The 17,158-nt window shown below is 59.5% G+C and carries 16 protein-coding genes; 10 read left to right on the top strand and 6 right to left on the bottom strand.

What is annotated here, in order from left to right; all coding sequences use genetic code 11:
- Nucleotides 1–8: 8 nt before the first annotated feature.
- On the bottom strand, nt 9–767 hold the full coding sequence (locus H9S92_RS09415; protein ID WP_187466459.1) for a TrmH family RNA methyltransferase: 759 nt from the start codon (nt 765–767) through the stop codon (nt 9–11).
- Between H9S92_RS09415 and tamL the strand changes: the two genes are divergently transcribed.
- From tamL to H9S92_RS09395, 4 genes are all read left to right on the top strand, one after another.
- The gene (gene tamL, locus H9S92_RS09410) at nt 736–3,255 is read left to right on the top strand and encodes a translocation and assembly module lipoprotein TamL (RefSeq protein ID WP_187466458.1); all 2,520 of its coding nucleotides are present in this window, start codon (nt 736–738) and stop codon (nt 3,253–3,255) included. The two genes, H9S92_RS09415 and tamL, sit on opposite strands and share 32 nt — an antisense overlap.
- Before the next feature lie 135 nt (nt 3,256–3,390).
- Nucleotides 3,391–3,975, top strand: a complete 585-nt coding sequence (gene pnuC, locus H9S92_RS09405; protein WP_187466457.1) for a nicotinamide riboside transporter PnuC — start codon at nt 3,391–3,393, stop codon at nt 3,973–3,975.
- Between the two features lie 166 nt (nt 3,976–4,141).
- Nucleotides 4,142–5,233: an AI-2E family transporter gene (locus H9S92_RS09400; RefSeq protein ID WP_187466456.1), complete on the top strand. Its 1,092-nt coding sequence runs from the start codon at nt 4,142–4,144 to the stop codon at nt 5,231–5,233.
- A 135-nt stretch (nt 5,234–5,368) separates the two neighbouring features.
- Nucleotides 5,369–5,821: a cytochrome B gene (locus H9S92_RS09395; protein ID WP_187466455.1), complete on the top strand. Its 453-nt coding sequence runs from the start codon at nt 5,369–5,371 to the stop codon at nt 5,819–5,821.
- Between the two features lie 326 nt (nt 5,822–6,147).
- On the opposite strand, the gene H9S92_RS09390 is transcribed toward H9S92_RS09395, so the two are convergent.
- The 3 genes from H9S92_RS09390 to H9S92_RS09380 all read right to left on the bottom strand — a co-directional run bounded on the left by H9S92_RS09390 (nt 6,148) and on the right by H9S92_RS09380 (nt 9,150).
- Entirely contained in the window at nt 6,148–6,321 is a 174-nt protein-coding gene (locus H9S92_RS09390; RefSeq protein WP_187466454.1) for a hypothetical protein, read from the bottom strand.
- Between the two features lie 293 nt (nt 6,322–6,614).
- Entirely contained in the window at nt 6,615–8,159 is a 1,545-nt protein-coding gene (locus tag H9S92_RS09385) for a hydroxymethylglutaryl-CoA synthase family protein (RefSeq protein ID WP_187466453.1), read from the bottom strand.
- Nucleotides 8,160–8,256: 97 nt separating this feature from the next.
- The gene (locus H9S92_RS09380) at nt 8,257–9,150 is read right to left on the bottom strand and encodes an alpha/beta fold hydrolase (RefSeq protein WP_187466452.1); all 894 of its coding nucleotides are present in this window, start codon (nt 9,148–9,150) and stop codon (nt 8,257–8,259) included.
- Between the two features lie 90 nt (nt 9,151–9,240).
- On the opposite strand from H9S92_RS09380, the gene H9S92_RS09375 reads away from it, so the two are divergent.
- Nucleotides 9,241–10,551, top strand: a complete 1,311-nt coding sequence (locus H9S92_RS09375) for an MDR family MFS transporter (RefSeq protein WP_187466451.1) — start codon at nt 9,241–9,243, stop codon at nt 10,549–10,551.
- A 101-nt stretch (nt 10,552–10,652) separates the two neighbouring features.
- Here the strand turns inward: H9S92_RS09375 and H9S92_RS09370 are convergent, their stop codons facing one another.
- The gene (locus tag H9S92_RS09370) at nt 10,653–11,111 is read right to left on the bottom strand and encodes a hypothetical protein (RefSeq protein ID WP_187466450.1); all 459 of its coding nucleotides are present in this window, start codon (nt 11,109–11,111) and stop codon (nt 10,653–10,655) included.
- A 330-nt stretch (nt 11,112–11,441) separates the two neighbouring features.
- Here H9S92_RS09370 and meaB point away from each other — a divergent pair, with 330 nt between their 5' ends.
- The 4 genes from meaB to H9S92_RS09350 all read left to right on the top strand — a co-directional run bounded on the left by meaB (nt 11,442) and on the right by H9S92_RS09350 (nt 14,458).
- Nucleotides 11,442–12,497, top strand: coding sequence for a methylmalonyl Co-A mutase-associated GTPase MeaB (gene meaB, locus H9S92_RS09365; protein WP_290282353.1), 1,056 nt, complete (start codon nt 11,442–11,444; stop codon nt 12,495–12,497).
- A gap of 2 nt (nt 12,498–12,499) precedes the next feature.
- The gene (locus H9S92_RS09360; protein ID WP_187466448.1) at nt 12,500–13,090 is read left to right on the top strand and encodes a LemA family protein; all 591 of its coding nucleotides are present in this window, start codon (nt 12,500–12,502) and stop codon (nt 13,088–13,090) included.
- A 3-nt stretch (nt 13,091–13,093) separates the two neighbouring features.
- Nucleotides 13,094–13,525, top strand: coding sequence for a TPM domain-containing protein (locus H9S92_RS09355; protein WP_187466447.1), 432 nt, complete (start codon nt 13,094–13,096; stop codon nt 13,523–13,525).
- 93 nt (nt 13,526–13,618) lie between these two features.
- Nucleotides 13,619–14,458, top strand: coding sequence for a TPM domain-containing protein (locus tag H9S92_RS09350; RefSeq protein WP_222936043.1), 840 nt, complete (start codon nt 13,619–13,621; stop codon nt 14,456–14,458).
- Nucleotides 14,459–14,777: 319 nt separating this feature from the next.
- On the opposite strand, the gene era is transcribed toward H9S92_RS09350, so the two are convergent.
- Nucleotides 14,778–15,674 carry a GTPase Era gene (era, locus tag H9S92_RS09345; protein WP_187466446.1) on the bottom strand — a complete coding sequence of 299 codons (897 nt, stop codon included), beginning with the start codon at nt 15,672–15,674 and terminating at the stop codon, nt 14,778–14,780.
- A gap of 204 nt (nt 15,675–15,878) precedes the next feature.
- On the opposite strand from era, the gene H9S92_RS09340 reads away from it, so the two are divergent.
- Complete coding sequence (locus tag H9S92_RS09340) at nt 15,879–17,120, top strand: competence/damage-inducible protein A (protein WP_222936042.1); 1,242 nt, start codon at nt 15,879–15,881, stop codon at nt 17,118–17,120.
- The last annotated feature ends 38 nt before the right edge of the window (nt 17,121–17,158 follow it).

Raw genomic sequence — 17,158 nt, 5'->3', positions numbered from 1 at the left:
GGGAGGGCTTAGCCCTGGCTGAAGCGGATGCCTCCGCAGAGGATGCCGGCGGCAACGGCAGCGTTGAGGCTTTCGGCCGCACGACCGGGTGCGCGGGGGATGGTTACCCATCTTTGCACCTGCGTCCGCGCCTCTTCACTCAAGCCCGGTCCTTCGGCCCCGATGACGAGGAGGCCGGCGGCGGGGGCGCGCAGGGTGTAAATGTTTTCGCCGGCGAGGTCGGCACCGAAAGTCGTTAAGGCAGGAAACTGAGCGAGGAGGTGCGTCAGCGTCCCCTCGCGGTAGTCGATGCGCAGAAAAGAACCCATGCTGGCCTGGATGCTTTTGCTGTTGTAGAGATCGGCCGTCCCTGGCCCGCCGACGACGTGGTGGAAGCCAAACCAATCGGCAATACGCAGCAGCGCGCCGAGGTTGGCGGGAGATTGCACACCATCGAGGAACAAGGACCAGGAGCTATCCATTTGGGATGGGAAGCCGGTGGCGGGATCGGGGAGATCCACGACGGCCAGCACCTGGTTGGGGGTGGTCAATTGAGAAATTCTGGCCAATTCTTTCGGGGTCACCAGCGTTAAGGGGACGGTGGGCGGCTGTGGTAATGCGGCGGCCCACGCTTCTTCGGCGTACAGATGATCCACGCGGTAGCGTTCCTGGGCGAGTAGTTCTTCCACGATGCGGCCGCCTTCGGCGACGAATTTGTGGTAGTTTTGTCGCACCTTTTTCAGACGCAGGCTGCTTATGAACTTGATGGTACCGGAGCTGATGGGCATACTGGCGCGTGCTTTGCGCCTGATCGGGCCGGTATTCCTGGTGGGAGCCCTGGCGGCGTCGTGCAATACTAGCAAATATCTGCCGACTAACCAGGAATTGCTCAGCAGCCAGCGCGTTAAGCTGGAAGATCCCGAGCGCGTGACCAACCGTTCTGACGTAGCCTACGAGCTTTCTACCCTCGCCATGCAGCAACCGAACGGTAATTTTTTCGGTATCTGGCCGCGGGAATATTTCTACCTGGACAACAACAAGGCCAAGGATACTACCCGCATTGACCGCTTCCTGCGCAACACCATCGGGCAACCGCCGGTGGTCTACAGCGATAGCCTCAGCCGGCGGTCGGCCCGGGAGATGACCGAGTTTCTCCAGTACCGGGGCTACTTCCGGGCGCGGGTATACCACGAGGCCGACCGGGGTAAGCGGCGTAAGGTCAACCTTATTTACCACGTTATTGCCGGTCCCCGTTTCCTCATCGATTCGCTGGTGTACACTTGTCCGGACCCGCAGATTGACAGCATCCTCCAGGCCACCCGGTCTGATGCGGCCCTTATTCAGGGGGAGCCACTGGACCTGAACAAGTTTGACGAAGAAAAAACCCGCATCAGCCAGGAGTTGCGCAACGCGGGCTACGCTTTTTTCAGCGGTTCCTATTTCGATAAGCTGGAGGTGGATACCAGCCGGCGGGCGGGCTACGCCGACGTCTACCTGAGCATTTTGCCGCCGCAGCGCGACGATGCCTACCACCGCTACCGGGTGGGGTCCATCACGGTGCTTACCGATTACAGCGCTTTGGAGAGCGACTACTCCCAGTTCCGCAGCGATACGCTCATTGAAGGGGTGCGTTTCCTTTCCAACCAGGAAGATTTTCAGATGCGGCCCGATGTGTTGCGCCGCAACATTTTCCTGCAGCCAGGGGAATACCACAGCCGCGAAGCTCTGGAGAAGACCAACCTGGCGCTCAACGGGCTGGGCAACTACCGCTTCGTACGGATCAACCAACGGGCGGACTCGCTCCAGCCCTATACGCTCAATTACCAGATCCAATTGTCGCCCAGCGACCGCATGTCTCTGGGGGTTGACCTTGACCTGAATTACACCAACCGCAACAATTCATTGGGGGCGGTGGTAGCGGGCAACCTCCTGGGCCTTGGCGTGACCCCCAGTTTTCGCAACCGCAACCTGCTGGGGGGGGCTGAGTTACTGGTTACGACGCTGCGGGCTGGCGTAGAGGTCAATCCCCGGGCCGGAAGCAACAACAGTGCTTTTTTCAATACCGTCGACCTGGGCGCAGAAATGAGTTTGAACCTTCCCCGTTTCAAAGATTTTGGGGTGTATGGTTTGCTGAACAAAATCCCGGCTCCCTGGCGCGGCAATTTGCTCAATACCCGTTTTCTGGATTTGCTCAAAGAAAAGGCAAGCACCCGCTACAGCGTCGGCTACGAATACCTGCTGATTCAGGATTTCTACGCCTACACCATTTTCAACGCCCGCTTGGGCTACGATTTCCGGCGCTCTACCACCAGCAGTTACCGCATCAACCACCTGGCCATTGATTTGCTGGAGCCGCAGACGGAACCAGCATTCGAGGCCATCCTACGCCAAAACCAGTTTTTGCAGCGGAGTTTCGGCGAGCAGTTCTTTTTCTCCCTGCTCTTCCGCAACATTGAGTACAACCGTACGGGCCGCCCCGACCTGCGCGGACGCTCTTTTTCGTTCATTGGTTCGGCGGAAGTAGCGGGTGCGGAGGTGCAGGCACTCAACCAACTGGTCAATATAATAAGTGGTAGCAACGATATCTGGACCCCCCGCACGGGCGCTACTTACGCCAAATACCTGCTGGGCCTTACGGAGGTGCGCTACTACAAGCAATACACCCCGCAATCCAGTTTCGCCACCCGTTTTGTCATTGGGGCAGGCCGGCCATTTGGCGGGGCGGAGGCGGTGCCCTACGTCAAGCAGTTTTTTGTGGGCGGGGCCAACTCCATGCGGGCCTGGGCACCGCGGGGGCTCGGTCCGGGGGGCTACGTTGATCCCCTCAGTCTGGATACGGACAACAACCTGCGCCTTTTCCAGACCGGCGACCTCCGCCTCGAATGGAACGTGGAGTACCGTTTTCCGCTGTTTTCCTTCGTGCGGGGGGCCTTGTTTGCCGACGTGGGCAACGTGTGGACCTTCGACGAAGACAAGGAGCGCCCTGGTGCCTGGTTCCGCTTTTCGCCTACGGAAACGGAGAGTGGCTACATCAACGAAGCCTTCTACCGGCAACTGGCCGTGGCGATGGGCACGGGCTTGCGCGTTGACTTGAGCTACTTCATCTTCCGCCTCGATGCCGCCCTGCCGATGCGCTACAACTACCCCAACGACGGATTTGGTGTGGCCCTGCCGCAGGACGAAAGCCCCTTCAGCGAGGGCGATTATTGGCGCAGTTTTAGTCCGTTCCGGTTGCGGGACATCACTTTCCAACTTGGCCTCGGTTATCCTTTTTAGGATATGGGCGCGGTCGCAGGTGCATTCCTCGTCGCCCCGGAGGAAGAGCAAGGGAAGTCGGCCAGACTCTGCCCCTTTCCCCAAAACGGCATTGCCAGAAAACCGAAGATTTACCTCTAGAAAAGAAGCCATCCGATGCTGCAAGAATTAGGACAACAAGTTGCTGCGGCGGGCTGGGCCGATTGGCTGGCGCTGCTGACGTCCGTCGCCTACGTTGTCCTGGCGGCGCGGGGTAGTAACTGGTGCTGGGGCTTTGCGGCGATCAGCACGGCGGTGTGGGCCTACCAGTCTTTTGTGGTTTACCGGCTCGTGTCCGATGGTTTGTTGCAGGTATTCTACTTTGTCATGGCGGGAGTGGGCCTGTGGCGCTGGCAGCGGGGGCCGGCGGGCGAAGGGTTGGCGGTATCGTCGATGTCGTGGCGGGAGCACGGTTGGGTGATCGGGGGCAGTTCAGTGGCGGGCGTTCTGCTGGGCTACCTTTTCAGTAGTACGCTGGTGGCGGCGGCCACCTACCCCGATGCACTGACGACCGCGTTCAGCGTCAGTACCACCTTTTTGCTGATCAACCGCCGGCTGGAGAACTGGCTCTACTGGGTGCTTATCGACCTGGCCTACGTGGCCATATACCTCAGCACGGGGGCCATCCTCTTTGCGGCCATGATGGTGATAAACGTGGGCGTTGCGATCATGGGCTACTGGCGTTGGCGGCAGGAGTTATAGGTGGGACCGGTTCTGGATTCGGGAGGCGGTGCCTTTCTCCTGTCGGGTTCCGGACGCGGCACATCCTCTATCCGGACACTTCAAAGTTCAATTCCTCCGGGGGCAAGGGTTTTTGACTCGGGATGGGAGACCGAACCTGGTGAGGGGATGCGGGGTTGCAGTCTCTATGACCAATGCTACCCCTTCCCGCTTGCCCGGTGCAGTACTCCGGCTGGCGCTGATTGTGCTGACCATCACCATCCTTTACTTCGGGAGGGCACTTTTGCTTCCCTTGGCGGTAGCGGGCGTGCTGGCCACCCTGCTAAGCCCCATTGATGATAAGCTGCGGAGTTGGGGCTGGCCTTCCAAACTGGCCATTGCCGGGGCGGTCTCGGTCTTGCTCCTGTTCTTTGCTATCCTGTTTGCGGCGATTGGGCAGCAGGCACGGGGCTTTGCAGAGAACTGGCCCCAAACCAAGGAAAGGGTCAACGAGCAACTCGATGAACTCAAGGAAAAATACAAGATAGAGCAATTTTTACCCGGAAACTCCGGGGAAAGTGCCTCCGGCGAAGGGGAGTCGGCGCCAAGCGGATCCGGTGGAGAAGCCTCAACGCAGGCGCAGTCGGGCTCCTCTCCGGTGGGTTCTTCCAGTATCCTGAGCTTTATTGGCACCACCTTCGGGGTGCTGGGCGACTTTTTTCTCATGCTCATTTACGTGATCCTGATCCTTGCCCAGAAGGAACGGATCCGCAAGTTCGTAATCCGCCGTACCCCCGATAAATCACGGAAAGCGACGGAAAAAACCCTGGCGGAAAGCGGCGCCGTGGTACAGAAATACCTCCACGGAACGCTCATCCTGATTGGGACGCTGGCGGTGCTTTATTCCGTGGGTTTCCTCATCATTGGGCTGGACTACGCCATTTTGATTGCCCTGCTGGTGGCTACGCTTAGCCTGATTCCCTATCTCGGGAACATCATCGGGGGGCTTTTTGCTCTGGCGCTGGCCTTCGCAACCGGCGGAGACGGGGCCGTGCTGGGGGTACTGATCACGATGACCGTGGCCCAGTTGCTGGAAAATTACGTACTGACGCCCCTCGTGGTAGGCGATGAGGTGAACATCAATCCCTTAACGACCATTGTGTGCGTGGTGGGTATGAGCATCGTGTGGGGGCCCGTGGGAGCCATCATTGCCATTCCCATCTTTGCTATTCTGCGTGTAGTATTCCAGCGAATCCCCGGCCTGGAAGACTACGCTTACCTGATGGGGCAGGAAGATTAGGGCATCCCGTACCCGTTGCGACCGGATAAACTCTTGCGCACGGAGCGATAGGAAAACTCCCTCGCCTGAAAAATCCGTTGGCTGCTTTACAGGCCGGGCCTTACCTTGCGGACTGATCAATAACTCCCCCCCATTATGGATACGCTCTACACTATTCTCAAGCACGCACACTCTGGCCTGCGGTGGGTCGTTTTGTTTCTTCTGCTGGCGGCCATCGCCAATGCTTTTAGTAAGCGCCGCGGAGGAAGCGTTTACCCCGGAAAAGAGAAGCTGGCGCTTTATGCGCTCATGTCCGTCCATATCCAGTTGATCCTGGGCCTGGTGCTGTACCTGTGGCTCAGCCCGCTGGTTAGTTTTGAGGGGGAAATCATGTCCAATGCCGTCACCCGCTTCTACACCGTCGAGCACCTCGTGGGCATGCTGGCCGCCATCGCGCTGGTTACCGTGGGCTATTCCAAGGCCAAGCGGCAGAAAGAACTCAACCGGGGTTGGAAAACCATCGGGGTGTACTACCTGCTCGGCTTGCTGTTGATCCTGCTGTCCATTCCCTGGCCTTTCCGCGCTGGGCTGGTGGGGGGCTGGTTTTAATCTTGCCTCGGCCGCTGACTTAAAGCCAGGTTCAGCCCTTGCACTAATCGCAACTAATTGGCCTGTAGTGCTGTAGTGCTGTAGTTCTGTAGTTCTGTAGTGGACAATACCGCACTGCAGAACTAAGAAACCACTGTGATCTAAGCATCTGGAAATCAGCAAATAGCTACGTTTCATACCCCCAATCTGACGGTAGTTGAAGCCCCGTGGCTTTGCCCTGGCCTTACCCATCAGCCGGTGGTCGGGTGTGGAGCTGGCGCGTGCTGACTTCCCCTGCTCTTCCCCGGGGAGACGCGGTTGGCACCTGCGGCCGCGCCCTTTGGATACTACTGGTGGGGCCGATCGATGATTTGCTGATTTTCGCGCTTGCCGGCTACGTCGGCCAGACCGCTCATTTCCAGAAAAATGGTGAGGGCCAGGATGGCGAGTATGAGGTAAATAAGCCAGCGCAGCGTAGAGGTTTTCTTAGGCGGAACGGGCGTCGGGGCGGGTGCAGACATGCGGAATCCTTTATTTGTCTTAACCGCCAATGTTGGGCGAGGTTGACGTGCTACGTCTAAAAAAGGCAGAAAAAACGTACGCAAATTAGTTCAATTAATCAAAAATTTGCCTAAATGTAATTATTTAGTTGCTAGTACGAACATCGGTAACTATCTTTGTTACACCAGCTGGCACCACGAGCACGCGCGCCCTGGCGTAAACACCTAAGACATCCTTAATTTCCGTTTTTTGCAACCTTATTTACCGAAGCCGGAGCCCTGGTGCTCCGGCTTTTTTGTGCCTGCCCTCCCGCTCAAACGGTAGTGAAGGCCGTGCGGGCTCCGTAGCCGTAGTGGCGAACGCCCTCGGTTTCGTTGCGCTCCTCGTGGACGTCGGCGAGGAAAAAGCCGCCCTCGTCGTTGGTCGCTACGTTGCGGGTGAGGCTGCCGCGGTGGAGCTGCTCGTAGGTGGCGTAATCGATGGCCGTGCGGTAATCCAGGCGGTGGGCGAGCCCGAAACCTTCTGCCACTTCCCGCCAGGTGGGCTGGATGGTGGCTCCGAAGACTTTGGATTTGGAGCCGCTGCCGTAGGCAAAAAAGCAGATGGATTTGCCGGCCGCATCAGTCGGGTCTTCCAGGGCGGCCTCGAGGGTACTCATCAGGCTGAGGAAGATGCTTCCCGCGTAGAGGTTCCCGACCCGGGCGCTGGCCCATTCGCCGGGGGCGATGTAGCGGTCGACGAAAGCCTGGTAATCGGGGGATTTGGTCACCGAGCGCAAGAATTCTGCGCACTGGGTGATGTAGGCTTCGCGGTCATTGTAATCATCGGCGCAGGGCACCTCCAGTTCGTTGCGGAGGATGAATGCCACCCAGTCTCCGTTGGCTTTAAGTTCTTCCATGAAAATTTCGGAGAACATGCGCCGGGCCTGGAAAGCGTAAGGCAGGTGAAAAACCAGGTACTGGTAGTCGTTAAGCAATTCCCCTTCGCGCTGCCCGGTGCGTTTCCGGTAATCGACGAGGGCTTCGCGGATGCGGGCCTGGTAGGCCTGGTTGCTGTAAGGCCCGTCGAATACCGGCGTGACCTTGTGGAGGAGGAGGTGTTGTTCGTTGCAGTCGAGGATGCCCAGTACATCCAGGCCTTCGCTCAGTTTGGCTTCGAGGGCGTCGAGGTCAACGGCTTCGGAAGAGGTATCGGGCAGGAGGTTGAGGACTTCCTGGAGGATTTCCCGCTTGGTAACGCGGCGGTGGGGCTTGAAAAAGTCGTAAGCGGGCCGGGTGGCGACGCCGAAGTCGGGGTCAACCTGCAGCAGGCGGGGGTTTTGCTTGACGAGGGCGGCGACGGCCCCGGCGCCTTGGGTGTATTCACCGGAGCTGTTCATTTCGTACTTCGCTTCGTCGCTGGCCACTACGATGCCGATGCGGCCGGGCTTGGCAGCGGCCCATTCCAGGCAGTTTTGCAGCGCGTCAATGCCACCGATGCAGGCGAAGGTGAGGTCTACCACATCGCAGTGTAAAAAGCAGTTGGGGCCATAGACTTCGCAGAAGTGCTCCTGAAGCATATCGAGCACGTAGGTCGCGGTGGGTTTGGCCCCGTCGAGCGCGCTTTCGGTGCCGAGGTAGATGCGGCCGATGTCGTTGGGGTCCAGGTCATTTTTGTGGATCAGGTCGAGCACGGCATTGGCGGCCATGGTGGCGGCGTCTTCGCAGGTATCGGTGACGGCCATTTCCTGCAGGCCGAGGCCTTTATTGAGTTTGGCGTACTCCAGCCCCCGGGCCCTGGCCAGGTCTTCGATGGGGAGATAGATCTGGGGGATGTAGACGGAGAGGTCGTCGATGCCGACGGTAGATTGGATCATCATAAGGCTGCTGCTTCGGCCTTGGAAACAGCGGGCGAAGCAATCGGTTCAGGTGGAGGGTGAGCTTTAGGACGGTTAGCCCGCCCGGATTACCGGCTATCTACGAAGGCAAATGATCGGTACTGACTACCACCGGGTGCTCGCTGCAACGGCGGAGGTACTCCACGACGATGGCGGGGACGAGTTCGCCGACCAGACTGTGTCCACAGCCCCGGGTGGAGGCCAGGGTAGATCCTTTCCAGTTGGCGTGCATGCGCTGGGCTCCGAAGAACGGGGCAACGTCGTCTTCTTCGTCGTGCAAAATCAGGCCTGGCACGCGAATATTTTTGACGTATTCGATGAAGCTGACGTCGGCAAAACGCCGGTCGAGCTTGCGCTGGAAGCGGTACTCGATGCCGTACTTCACCCTTTCGTTGGCCCCGACGATTTCGCAGAACTTATCGATGAAGTTTTCCAGTTCGCCGGGGACGGCCATGCTGACGATCTGCTTGGGCGAGTAGGTAAACTCGGGGGTGCAATTGTAATAAATGGCCGCCATGCCGCCGCCGGAGTGCCCCACCCAGTAATCGGGGGCAAAGCCGAGGTGTTGGCAGTAGGCATCCAGCACCTGGCAGTAAAAAAAGACGTTGAACTGCTTGCCACCGCTGCGTCCGTGAGCGGGAGCATCGAAGGCGTAGATGTTGAAGCCGGCGTCCTGGAGGGGTTTGAAGAGGGCAAACCAGCGCGCGGTGGAGCTTTCCCAGCCGTGCAGGAGCAGGACCGAGGGGCCGGGGCCGGGCCAGTGGTAGGTGCAGATGTCGGTATCATGCAATTTAACGATGGACTGCTGGGCGCTCTGGAGAAAGACTTCGTTGGCGGGGTCTTCGTTGAGGCGGCGGGGGTTGGTCAGCAGGTAGTAACCGATGCGGCCAGCACCGCGGCGGGTCATGCGGGCAGTACCGTTCAGCAGGCGGCGCAGGCCGCTCAACATCAGCTTTTCTTTGGTAGTGGCCATACATATTCGCTCAGGACGGTACAAACTTACGGGAAAACGGGAACTTCGCGTTCGGCAAGTGAGTTCTTCGCCTGCCCCATTTCACGTGCTATGCCTAATTTCGTCCACCGCATCATTGATCTGTACCGGAAATCCTTTAGTGGCCTGCCCCGCAAAGTGTGGCTGCTGGCCCTGGTTATGCTGGTCAACCGCAGTGGCGCGATGGTCGTCGCATTCCTATCGGTTTACCTCATTAGTGCTCAGGGTTACGAGCCGGTGAAGGCGGGCTACGTCATGGCCGCCTTCGGGACGGGCGGCATAGTAGGCAATTACGTCGGGGGGCTGTTAAACGACCGCTTCGGTTCCTGGCACATTATGTTGTACAGCATGATTGGGGCGGGTTTGCTCAACGTGGCCCTGGGGCAGGTGAGTGGCTTTTGGCCCCTTTGTGTGCTGGCTTTTTTGATTTCCCTTTTTGCGGATGCCTTCCGGCCAGCCAACCGGGCGGCCATTGCAATTTACACCCCGCCGGAAAAAATTACCCAGGCCTTCGGTTTGCTGCGCATGGCGGTTAATCTGGGCATCTCCATCGGCCCGGCCGTCGGGGGCTTCTTCATCTTCCGCTACGGGTTTACGCTGATGTTCTGGATGGACGGACTGACTTTTCTGCTGGCCGCCGTGGTCTTCCGCTTCGCCCTGCCGCCGGATGAGACGGCACGGCCGCTGCTGGCAAAAGAAGCAGCCGATAAGCAGCAACCGCATTCGCTCGATGGTCACCTGATTACGCCCCCCCTCCGGACGCGGCCAGCCCACCGCCAACCCTGGTTGTTGCTTTTCGCGCTGGCCAATACCCTGATCATCCTCTGCTTTTTTCAGCTCTTCAACACCATGCCGGTTTTTATGAAAGAGTCGGGATTTGACGAGCAGCAAATCGGCATCTTACTGACGATCAACGGCCTGTTGATCGTGGCCGTAGAGATGCCGATGCTGTACGTGATGGACCGGCGCTACCGGCCGATCACGGTAATGATCATTGGCGCCGCCCTCATCGGGGGCGGTTACCTGCTGCTGCCGGTGGGGGTGACGTACTACTACTTTCTGGTGGTGGTGATGTTGGTTACGATCACCTTCGGCGAGATCCTCTACATGCCTTTTACCAACACCTACGTGGCGCGGCACGCCCCACCCGCCCGGCGGGGCGAATACCTGGGGTTGCTTTCGGCCAGCTTTTCAGCGGGTTTTGTAGTGGGTCCTCTCCTCGGCTTCAGCATCGCAGAGCACTACGGTTACGGGGCAGCGATTTACGTATGCTCTGGCCTGGCGGGGGTCGGGGCGCTGTTGCTGACCACCGTCAACCGGCTGCGGGAACAAAATTCGGCGGTCGCCGGGCCTTCGCTTGCGGAGCTTGATCTCCAGGCGTGACGGTGCTGGGTGGGGCGAGGAGTGGCACCAACATTCGAACATGTTCGAAAGTACATTTTTCAGCCGCCGCCCTTCTAAAACCAAGGCCCCGTTTTGCCCAACTAAGTCAGCACATCCACCACCGTTTTCAACGTGACAAACAGGGGTTCGCGGGCTTCTTTGGTCAGGGTATCTTCTTCGGATTCGTAGACGAGGAGGTCTTCGATGAAGGCCAGGAGGTCTTCTTCCTTGGTCCGTTCAAAAAACGGCGTGATGCGGTCGTGGAAAGTACCCGCCCCTTCCCCCAGTACGGCGTAGTTCGCTTCCTCGCAGCGGCTGATGGCCTCTTCTGTGGCGGGTGCCACTGCTCCTTTTTCGGCCACGACCGACTGGTAGATGACGATGGCACCAAACAGCAGAATCTCCTGTTCGTCTTCGGTGAAGGCGTCGTTTTCTTCGTCCGTCAGGTAAGCAATCAGGTCGGGCTGGGCTTCGGCAAAGGCCCCAAATTCCCGGGCAAAATCTTCCTGGTGGCTTTCCAGGTGGGCCAAGACGGTTTCGATGGTCGTTTCGCTGATCACGGAGCAGAATGGGTTAGATGAAAAAAAGCGGCACAGCGCATTTGGGCGCGGCCGCAGGTGCAAAGGAAACAATAAAAGAGCAGTGTGGAGCAGGCCTACCCTGCTTCTGCTGGTTTAAGGTGCTTAAGCATGGAAAAATCCCGGCGCCAACCGCAACATTCGGGGCAGACTCGCGATGTACCGGTGAAGGAAAAAAGCGAACGAAACTGCAGGCCAGCGGCCGGGAAGCATGAAGGTAAACCACCCTTGCCCGCTCCCGCTTTCCGGCTCCACCAGTTTGGGGAAACTTTAGGACATTATCTTAACGCCTTCTTAGCAACGCCCCCAACCGTGCCCGAAGACTCCACTACCGGCCTGAACGAAAGCCTCGGCTACCGCCCCGCGCCCCGCCCGGAGACGGCGGCGGAGCTCTTTGCCCAGTTGCGGGGCCCCCAGCACCGGCGCGCGCTCGGCCGGGCCATCACCCTGTTGGAAAGCACGCAGGAGGAGGACCGTTTCCAGGCCGACGCCCTGATCGATCTGGCGCGTAGTGCAGCCGAGCATTCCCGCAGTTTTCGTTTGGGAGTGAGTGGCACGCCGGGGGTGGGGAAATCCACCTTCATCGAATCCTTTGGCCTCCGGGTCCTGGAAAAAGGCCATCGTTTGGCGGTGCTGGCCGTCGACCCTTCGAGCAGCCTGAGCGGAGGGAGCATCCTGGGGGATAAGACGCGGATGGAGGCCCTGAGCCGCCACCCCGCCGCCTTTATTCGCCCCAGCCCCAACGCGGGCCACCTGGGCGGAGTCGGGGCCGCCAGCCGGGCCACCGTCTTGCTCTGCGAAGCGGCGGGCTACGACTACATCATCGTCGAAACCGTCGGCGTGGGCCAGGCCGAATGGCGCGTCCACGGCATCACCGACGCCTTCCTGCTGCTGGCCCAACCGGCGGCAGGCGACGAATTGCAGGGCATCAAACGCGGCATCCTGGAGCTGGCCGACCACATCGCCGTCAACAAGGCCGATGCCTTACCCGCCGCCGCCCGGGAAAGCGCCCGCCAACTCCGCCAGGGCCTTCACCTGGCCCCGCCCCGCGCCGATGGCTGGACGGTCGAAGTTTCCACCATCAGCGCCCACACCGGTCAGGGACTGGAAGACCTCCTGGAGCGCCTCGACCACTACGCCTACCGCATGCGCCAGGCCGGCATCTTCCAAAAGCGGCGCGATCAACAAACCGTCGCCTGGCTGCGGGAAAGCTGCGAACAGCGCCTCAATGCCCAACTGCTGGCCTTCCTGCGTGCCAAATACCAATCTTCCGACGGGCTGCAAAGGATAATCGACGAACATTCCAGCCTTTCTTCCGCCGTAAACGTTATTTTGGCGGAGTTCATCAAAACAACAAACCTTTCTTGACTATGAAATCATTCGGAACCCTCGGCATTGTCGTCGCCATCCTTGCCGTTCTTCTCATCGCCGGATGCGGCAGTTACAACGGCTTTGTCGATGCAGAAGAAAACATGGAGCAAAGCTGGGCCAACGTAGAAACCCAGTACCAGCGCCGTGCCGACCTCATCCCCAACCTCGTTAACACCGTCAAAGGCGCGGCCGACTTCGAGCGCGGCACCCTGGAGGCCGTCACCAACGCCCGGGCCAAGGCCACCAGCATCAACATCGACGCCAGCAACCTTACGCCCGAAGCCATGCAGCAGTTTCAGGAAGCACAATCCCAACTGAGCACCGGACTCGGTCGCCTGCTGGCTACCGCCGAAAATTACCCTGAGCTGAAGTCTAACGCCCAGTTCCAGGAGCTGCAGGCCCAGCTGGAAGGCACGGAAAACCGCATTGCAGTGGCCCGCGACCGCTTCAACGAGGAGGCCACGAAATTTAATAAGAAGGTCCGCCGCTTCCCCGGCACCGTCTTTGCCACCATCTTCGGATTCCAGGAAAAGCCCCAGTTTGAGGCCCAGGCCGGCGCTTCCAATGCCCCCGAAGTAAACTTCAACTAAGCCATGGTAAAGTTCTTCAGCGCGGAGGAAGAGGCGCTCATCGTGGCGGCCATCCGCCGCGCTGAACGGGCTACCTCCGGTGAAATTCGGGTCCACATTGAAGTCGGGGCCAAAGCGCCCGCCCTGGCCGTTGCCGAGCGGGTGTTTACCGAGCTGAAAATGCACGAGACCAAAGACCGCAACGCCGTGTTGATCCTCCTGGAGGTAGACCGGCGGGAGTTTGCCATCATTGGCGACGAGGGCATCGATAAGGTCGTCCCGGAAAATTTCTGGGCAGCGGAACGCGACCTGATGCAGGAGCACTTCAAACGCGGAGCCTTCGCCCAGGGCATTGAGGCCGTCATTGACCAGATCGGAGAAAAGCTCCGGGAATACTTCCCTTACGCCAGCGACGACGTCAATGAACTGCCCGATACCATCAGCTACGGAAAATAGCGGGGTCCGGCGGCCATGTGCGCGGCCAACCCAAAAACCGCCGGGTGCGTATGCCCTACGTGCCCGGTCCAAAAGCATCTGACCATCATTACCTTGTCCCTTCCATCCCGGTTGCGTACCCTACGCTTTGCCCTGCTGGCTGGCCTTCTGCTGGCGGCCCTCGGCCTCGTTGGCCAGGCAGCAATTCCTTCGAAGACCAATGACCTGGTCAATGACTACGCCGATATGCTCAGCAGTGGCGAAGAGCAGCAGCTGCGGCAAAAACTGGAGCAGTACGCGCGGGAGACCTCTACCCAGATTGCCGTGGTCACCGAAGCTTCCCTGAACGGGGAAACCGCTTTCGACCGCAGCCTGGCCATCGCCCACGGCTGGGGCATTGGGGGGTCGGAGCAAAACGACAACGGCGTCCTGTTTTACGTGGCGCGCGACGACCGCCGCATCCAGATCCAGACGGGCTACGGTGCCGAAGGTTTTTTGCCCGACGCCATCGCCAAGCGCATCATCGACCAGATCATCACCCCCGCATTCCGGCAGGGACAAGTCTACACCGGCCTGGACAAAGCCACCAGCGTGGTGATGGACCTGGGCCAGGGAGAATACAGCGCCGATGACCTCCCCCAGGGCGGCAAGGGCGGCATACCGCCCATCTTCATTTTTGCCCTCATCCTGCTCGTCTTCATCCTCCTGAACCGCTACGGCAATAAGCACGATGACGACGATGACGACGACGACGGAGGCTACTGGCGCAACGGCCCTTACGACATGGACGACCCCCACCGCAAACTACGGCGGCGGCGGCGTGGCGGCGGCTTCATCATCTTCCCCGGTGGCGGTGGCGGATTTGGCGGCGGCGGCGGATTCGGTGGCGGCGGCGGATTTGGCGGATTCGGCGGCGGCGGATTCGGAGGCGGTGGCGCTGGGGGGGGCTGGTAGGTGAATGAGTGATTGAGTGAATGCGCGAATGATTGAATGAGCTACCGCACGGGACACGCTACCGCACGGGACACGCTACCGCACGGGACACGCTACCGCACGGGACACGCTACCGCACGGGACACGCTACCGCACGGGATAGGCATTTACAAATATGCTATTCTTCCAAAAATCCCTATTCTTGAAGATGTAAAATTGTAAAATACTTGATTGTCAGTTTTTTACACCAAAATTTGCCAATAGAGAAACCAGCGAAAAATTACCTCATATCACCCAACCAGTCCTGCTTCCACCGGCTTTTATTCACTCATTCGCTCCCCTACCGCTCGTAGCCGAATTGCTTCAGGGCGGAGTCATCATCGCGCCAGTCTTCGCGGATTTTGACGTGGAGTTCCAGGAAGACCTTGCGTTGGAGAAAATCTTCCATGCGTTCGCGGGCTTTGCTGCCAAGTTCTTTGATGGCGGCACCACCTTTGCCGATGATGATCGGTTTTTGGGTTTTGCGGGACACGTAAATGATGGCGCTGATGCGGGCCAGTTCTGCGCCGTCTTTGGTTTCCGTTTCTTCAAAACTTTCGATTTCGATTTCTACGGAGTAGGGAATCTCCTGGTGGTACTGCTCCAGGATCTGCTCGCGGATGATTTCGGAGACGAAGAAGCGCTCGTTGCGGTCCGTCAGCTGGTCATCGGGGTAATACTGGGGGCCTTCGGGGAGTTCGGCGACGATGGCGGCTAGCAAATCGGGGACGCCGGTGCCTTCGAGGGCGGAGATCTGGAAGACTTTTTCGGGCTTGATCCAGCGCCGCAGCTGGGCTTCCGTTTCCTGGAGGCGTTCGGTGCTGACGGCGTCGATCTTGTTGAAGACCAGGTAGAGGGGGAACTTGAAGTGCCGCAATTTCCCGATCAGCATATCGTCTTCGTTGTACTCCTCCTGGGCGTCTACGAGGTAGAGCATTACGTCGGCATCCTCAAAGCTGGTGTTGATGTAGCGGTTCATCATTTCCTGCATCCGGTAGTGGGGTTCCTGGATGGCGCCGGGGGTATCGGAGAAGACGATCTGGAAGTCTTCGCCCGTCAGGATGCCAAAGATGCGGTGGCGCGTCGTTTGGGGTTTGGCCGTGATGATGCTCATGCGTTCGCCGACCAGGGCGTTCATGAGGGTGGACTTGCCCGCGTTGGGCCGGCCGATGATGTTGACGAAACCGCTTCTGTACATCGTGCAAAGGTAGAGATTATCCCTGGCGCAGGCGGGGCGAAAGTGTATTTTTGCGCGCTCGCAGGTGCCGGGGAAGGCTAGGCGGAGCAAGGAATGTCCTGGCTTGCCCCGCTCCTCATCCTGACTCCCCCCCTCGGGGGGCCGGGGGGGAGCACCTGCGGCCGCGCCCCCCTGACCCCACCCTACCTTAAAAATCCCCTCTTTTTGAAAGCATACATTCTTACCGTCGGCGACGAGATTCTCATTGGCCAGGTGACCGATACCAACGCCACTTTCATGGCCGCAGCCCTCAACGAAGCGGGCTACGAGGTGGTAGAGCACCTCTCCGTGGCCGACAGCCGCGAGGGCATCATGAACGGCCTGGCCCGGGCCCTGGAATCCGCCGACGTAGTGCTGATGACCGGCGGGTTGGGGCCGACGAAAGACGACATCACCAAAAAGGTGCTGGCCGATTATTTTGAGACCGACCTGGTGTTCCACGCCGAAACCTGGGACCGCCTCCAGGCTTTTTACCGGCAATTTGGCCGCGAAGCCGCTCCGCACCACCGCGAGCAATGCGAGCTGCCGGCCAGCGCGACGATCTTGACCAACCTGCGCGGCACCGCCCCCGGCATGTGGCTGGAGCGCGACGGCAAAGTGGTGATCTCCATGCCCGGCGTACCCTACGAAATGCGCAAACTGGTGCGGGATGAAGCCCTGCCCCGCCTGGCCGAGTACAACCAGGACGACGTTTTGCAACGTTCGCTGACCATCCTGACCGCCGGCGCGGGCGAAAGCGTCATCGCCGAACAAATTGCCCCGGTGGAAGACAGCATGCCCGAGCACATGTCATTGGCCTACTTGCCGGACCTGGGGACGGTCCGCCTGCGCATCACCACCCGCGGCACCGACGAGGCGCGCTTGCAAGCGGAGCTGACCGACGTGCGCGAGCAAATCGAGGCCATCATCGGCGAGCTCATTTACGGGTACGGGCCGAAGAACCTGGCCCAGTGCGTCGGCGAGCGCCTGCTGGCCGCCGGAAAGACCGTCGTGACCGCCGAAAGCTGTACCGGGGGGATGATTTCCAGCATGATCACCGCCAACGCGGGCAGCAGCGCCTACTTCCTGGGGGGCGTAGTGTCTTACTCCAACCCCCTGAAACAAAGTCTCCTGGGCGTGAAGGCCGCAACGCTGAAGAAGCACGGCGCGGTGAGCGAGGCCACCGTCCGGGAAATGGCCGAAGGGGCCCGCAAGAAACTGGGTGCCGACTACGCCATGGCCGCATCGGGCATCGCCGGGCCGGACGGAGGCACCCCGGAAAAACCCGTTGGGACGATCTGGATCGCCGTGGCGGGCCCCGAGGGCACCCAAACCCAGCTGCTGCAAGCGGGCAAAGACCGCAAGCGGAACATCATCTACACGGCACACCAGGCATTGAACTTGTTGCGGAGAGTGGTAAAGGCGTAAAGGAATAAAGGGGGAAAGGAATAAAGGAGCTGCCGCAG

The organism is Neolewinella lacunae (assembly GCF_014349155.1).
Lineage (GTDB): Bacteria > Bacteroidota > Bacteroidia > Chitinophagales > Saprospiraceae > Neolewinella > Neolewinella lacunae.
The sequence above is the reverse complement of the archived record's forward strand: the minus strand, read 5'-3'. Positions and strand labels throughout refer to the sequence as shown.

Bases quoted from the DNA above. Each gene is read 5' to 3' on its own strand.
- H9S92_RS09360 (WP_187466448.1), top strand. From the start codon at position 12,500: ATGAAATCATTCGGAACCCTCGGCATTGTCGTCGCCATCCTTGCCGTT.
- era (WP_187466446.1), bottom strand. From the start codon at position 15,674: ATGTACAGAAGCGGTTTCGTCAACATCATCGGCCGGCCCAACGCGGGC.
- H9S92_RS09385 (WP_187466453.1), bottom strand. From the start codon at position 8,159: ATGATGATCCAATCTACCGTCGGCATCGACGACCTCTCCGTCTACATC.
- H9S92_RS09355 (WP_187466447.1), top strand. From the start codon at position 13,094: ATGGTAAAGTTCTTCAGCGCGGAGGAAGAGGCGCTCATCGTGGCGGCC.
- H9S92_RS09375 (WP_187466451.1), top strand. From the start codon at position 9,241: ATGCCTAATTTCGTCCACCGCATCATTGATCTGTACCGGAAATCCTTT.
- H9S92_RS09415 (WP_187466459.1), bottom strand. From the start codon at position 767: ATGCCCATCAGCTCCGGTACCATCAAGTTCATAAGCAGCCTGCGTCTG.
- H9S92_RS09400 (WP_187466456.1), top strand. From the start codon at position 4,142: ATGACCAATGCTACCCCTTCCCGCTTGCCCGGTGCAGTACTCCGGCTG.
- H9S92_RS09395 (WP_187466455.1), top strand. From the start codon at position 5,369: ATGGATACGCTCTACACTATTCTCAAGCACGCACACTCTGGCCTGCGG.
- H9S92_RS09390 (WP_187466454.1), bottom strand. From the start codon at position 6,321: ATGTCTGCACCCGCCCCGACGCCCGTTCCGCCTAAGAAAACCTCTACG.
- pnuC (WP_187466457.1), top strand. From the start codon at position 3,391: ATGCTGCAAGAATTAGGACAACAAGTTGCTGCGGCGGGCTGGGCCGAT.
- tamL (WP_187466458.1), top strand. From the start codon at position 736: ATGAACTTGATGGTACCGGAGCTGATGGGCATACTGGCGCGTGCTTTG.
- H9S92_RS09380 (WP_187466452.1), bottom strand. From the start codon at position 9,150: ATGGCCACTACCAAAGAAAAGCTGATGTTGAGCGGCCTGCGCCGCCTG.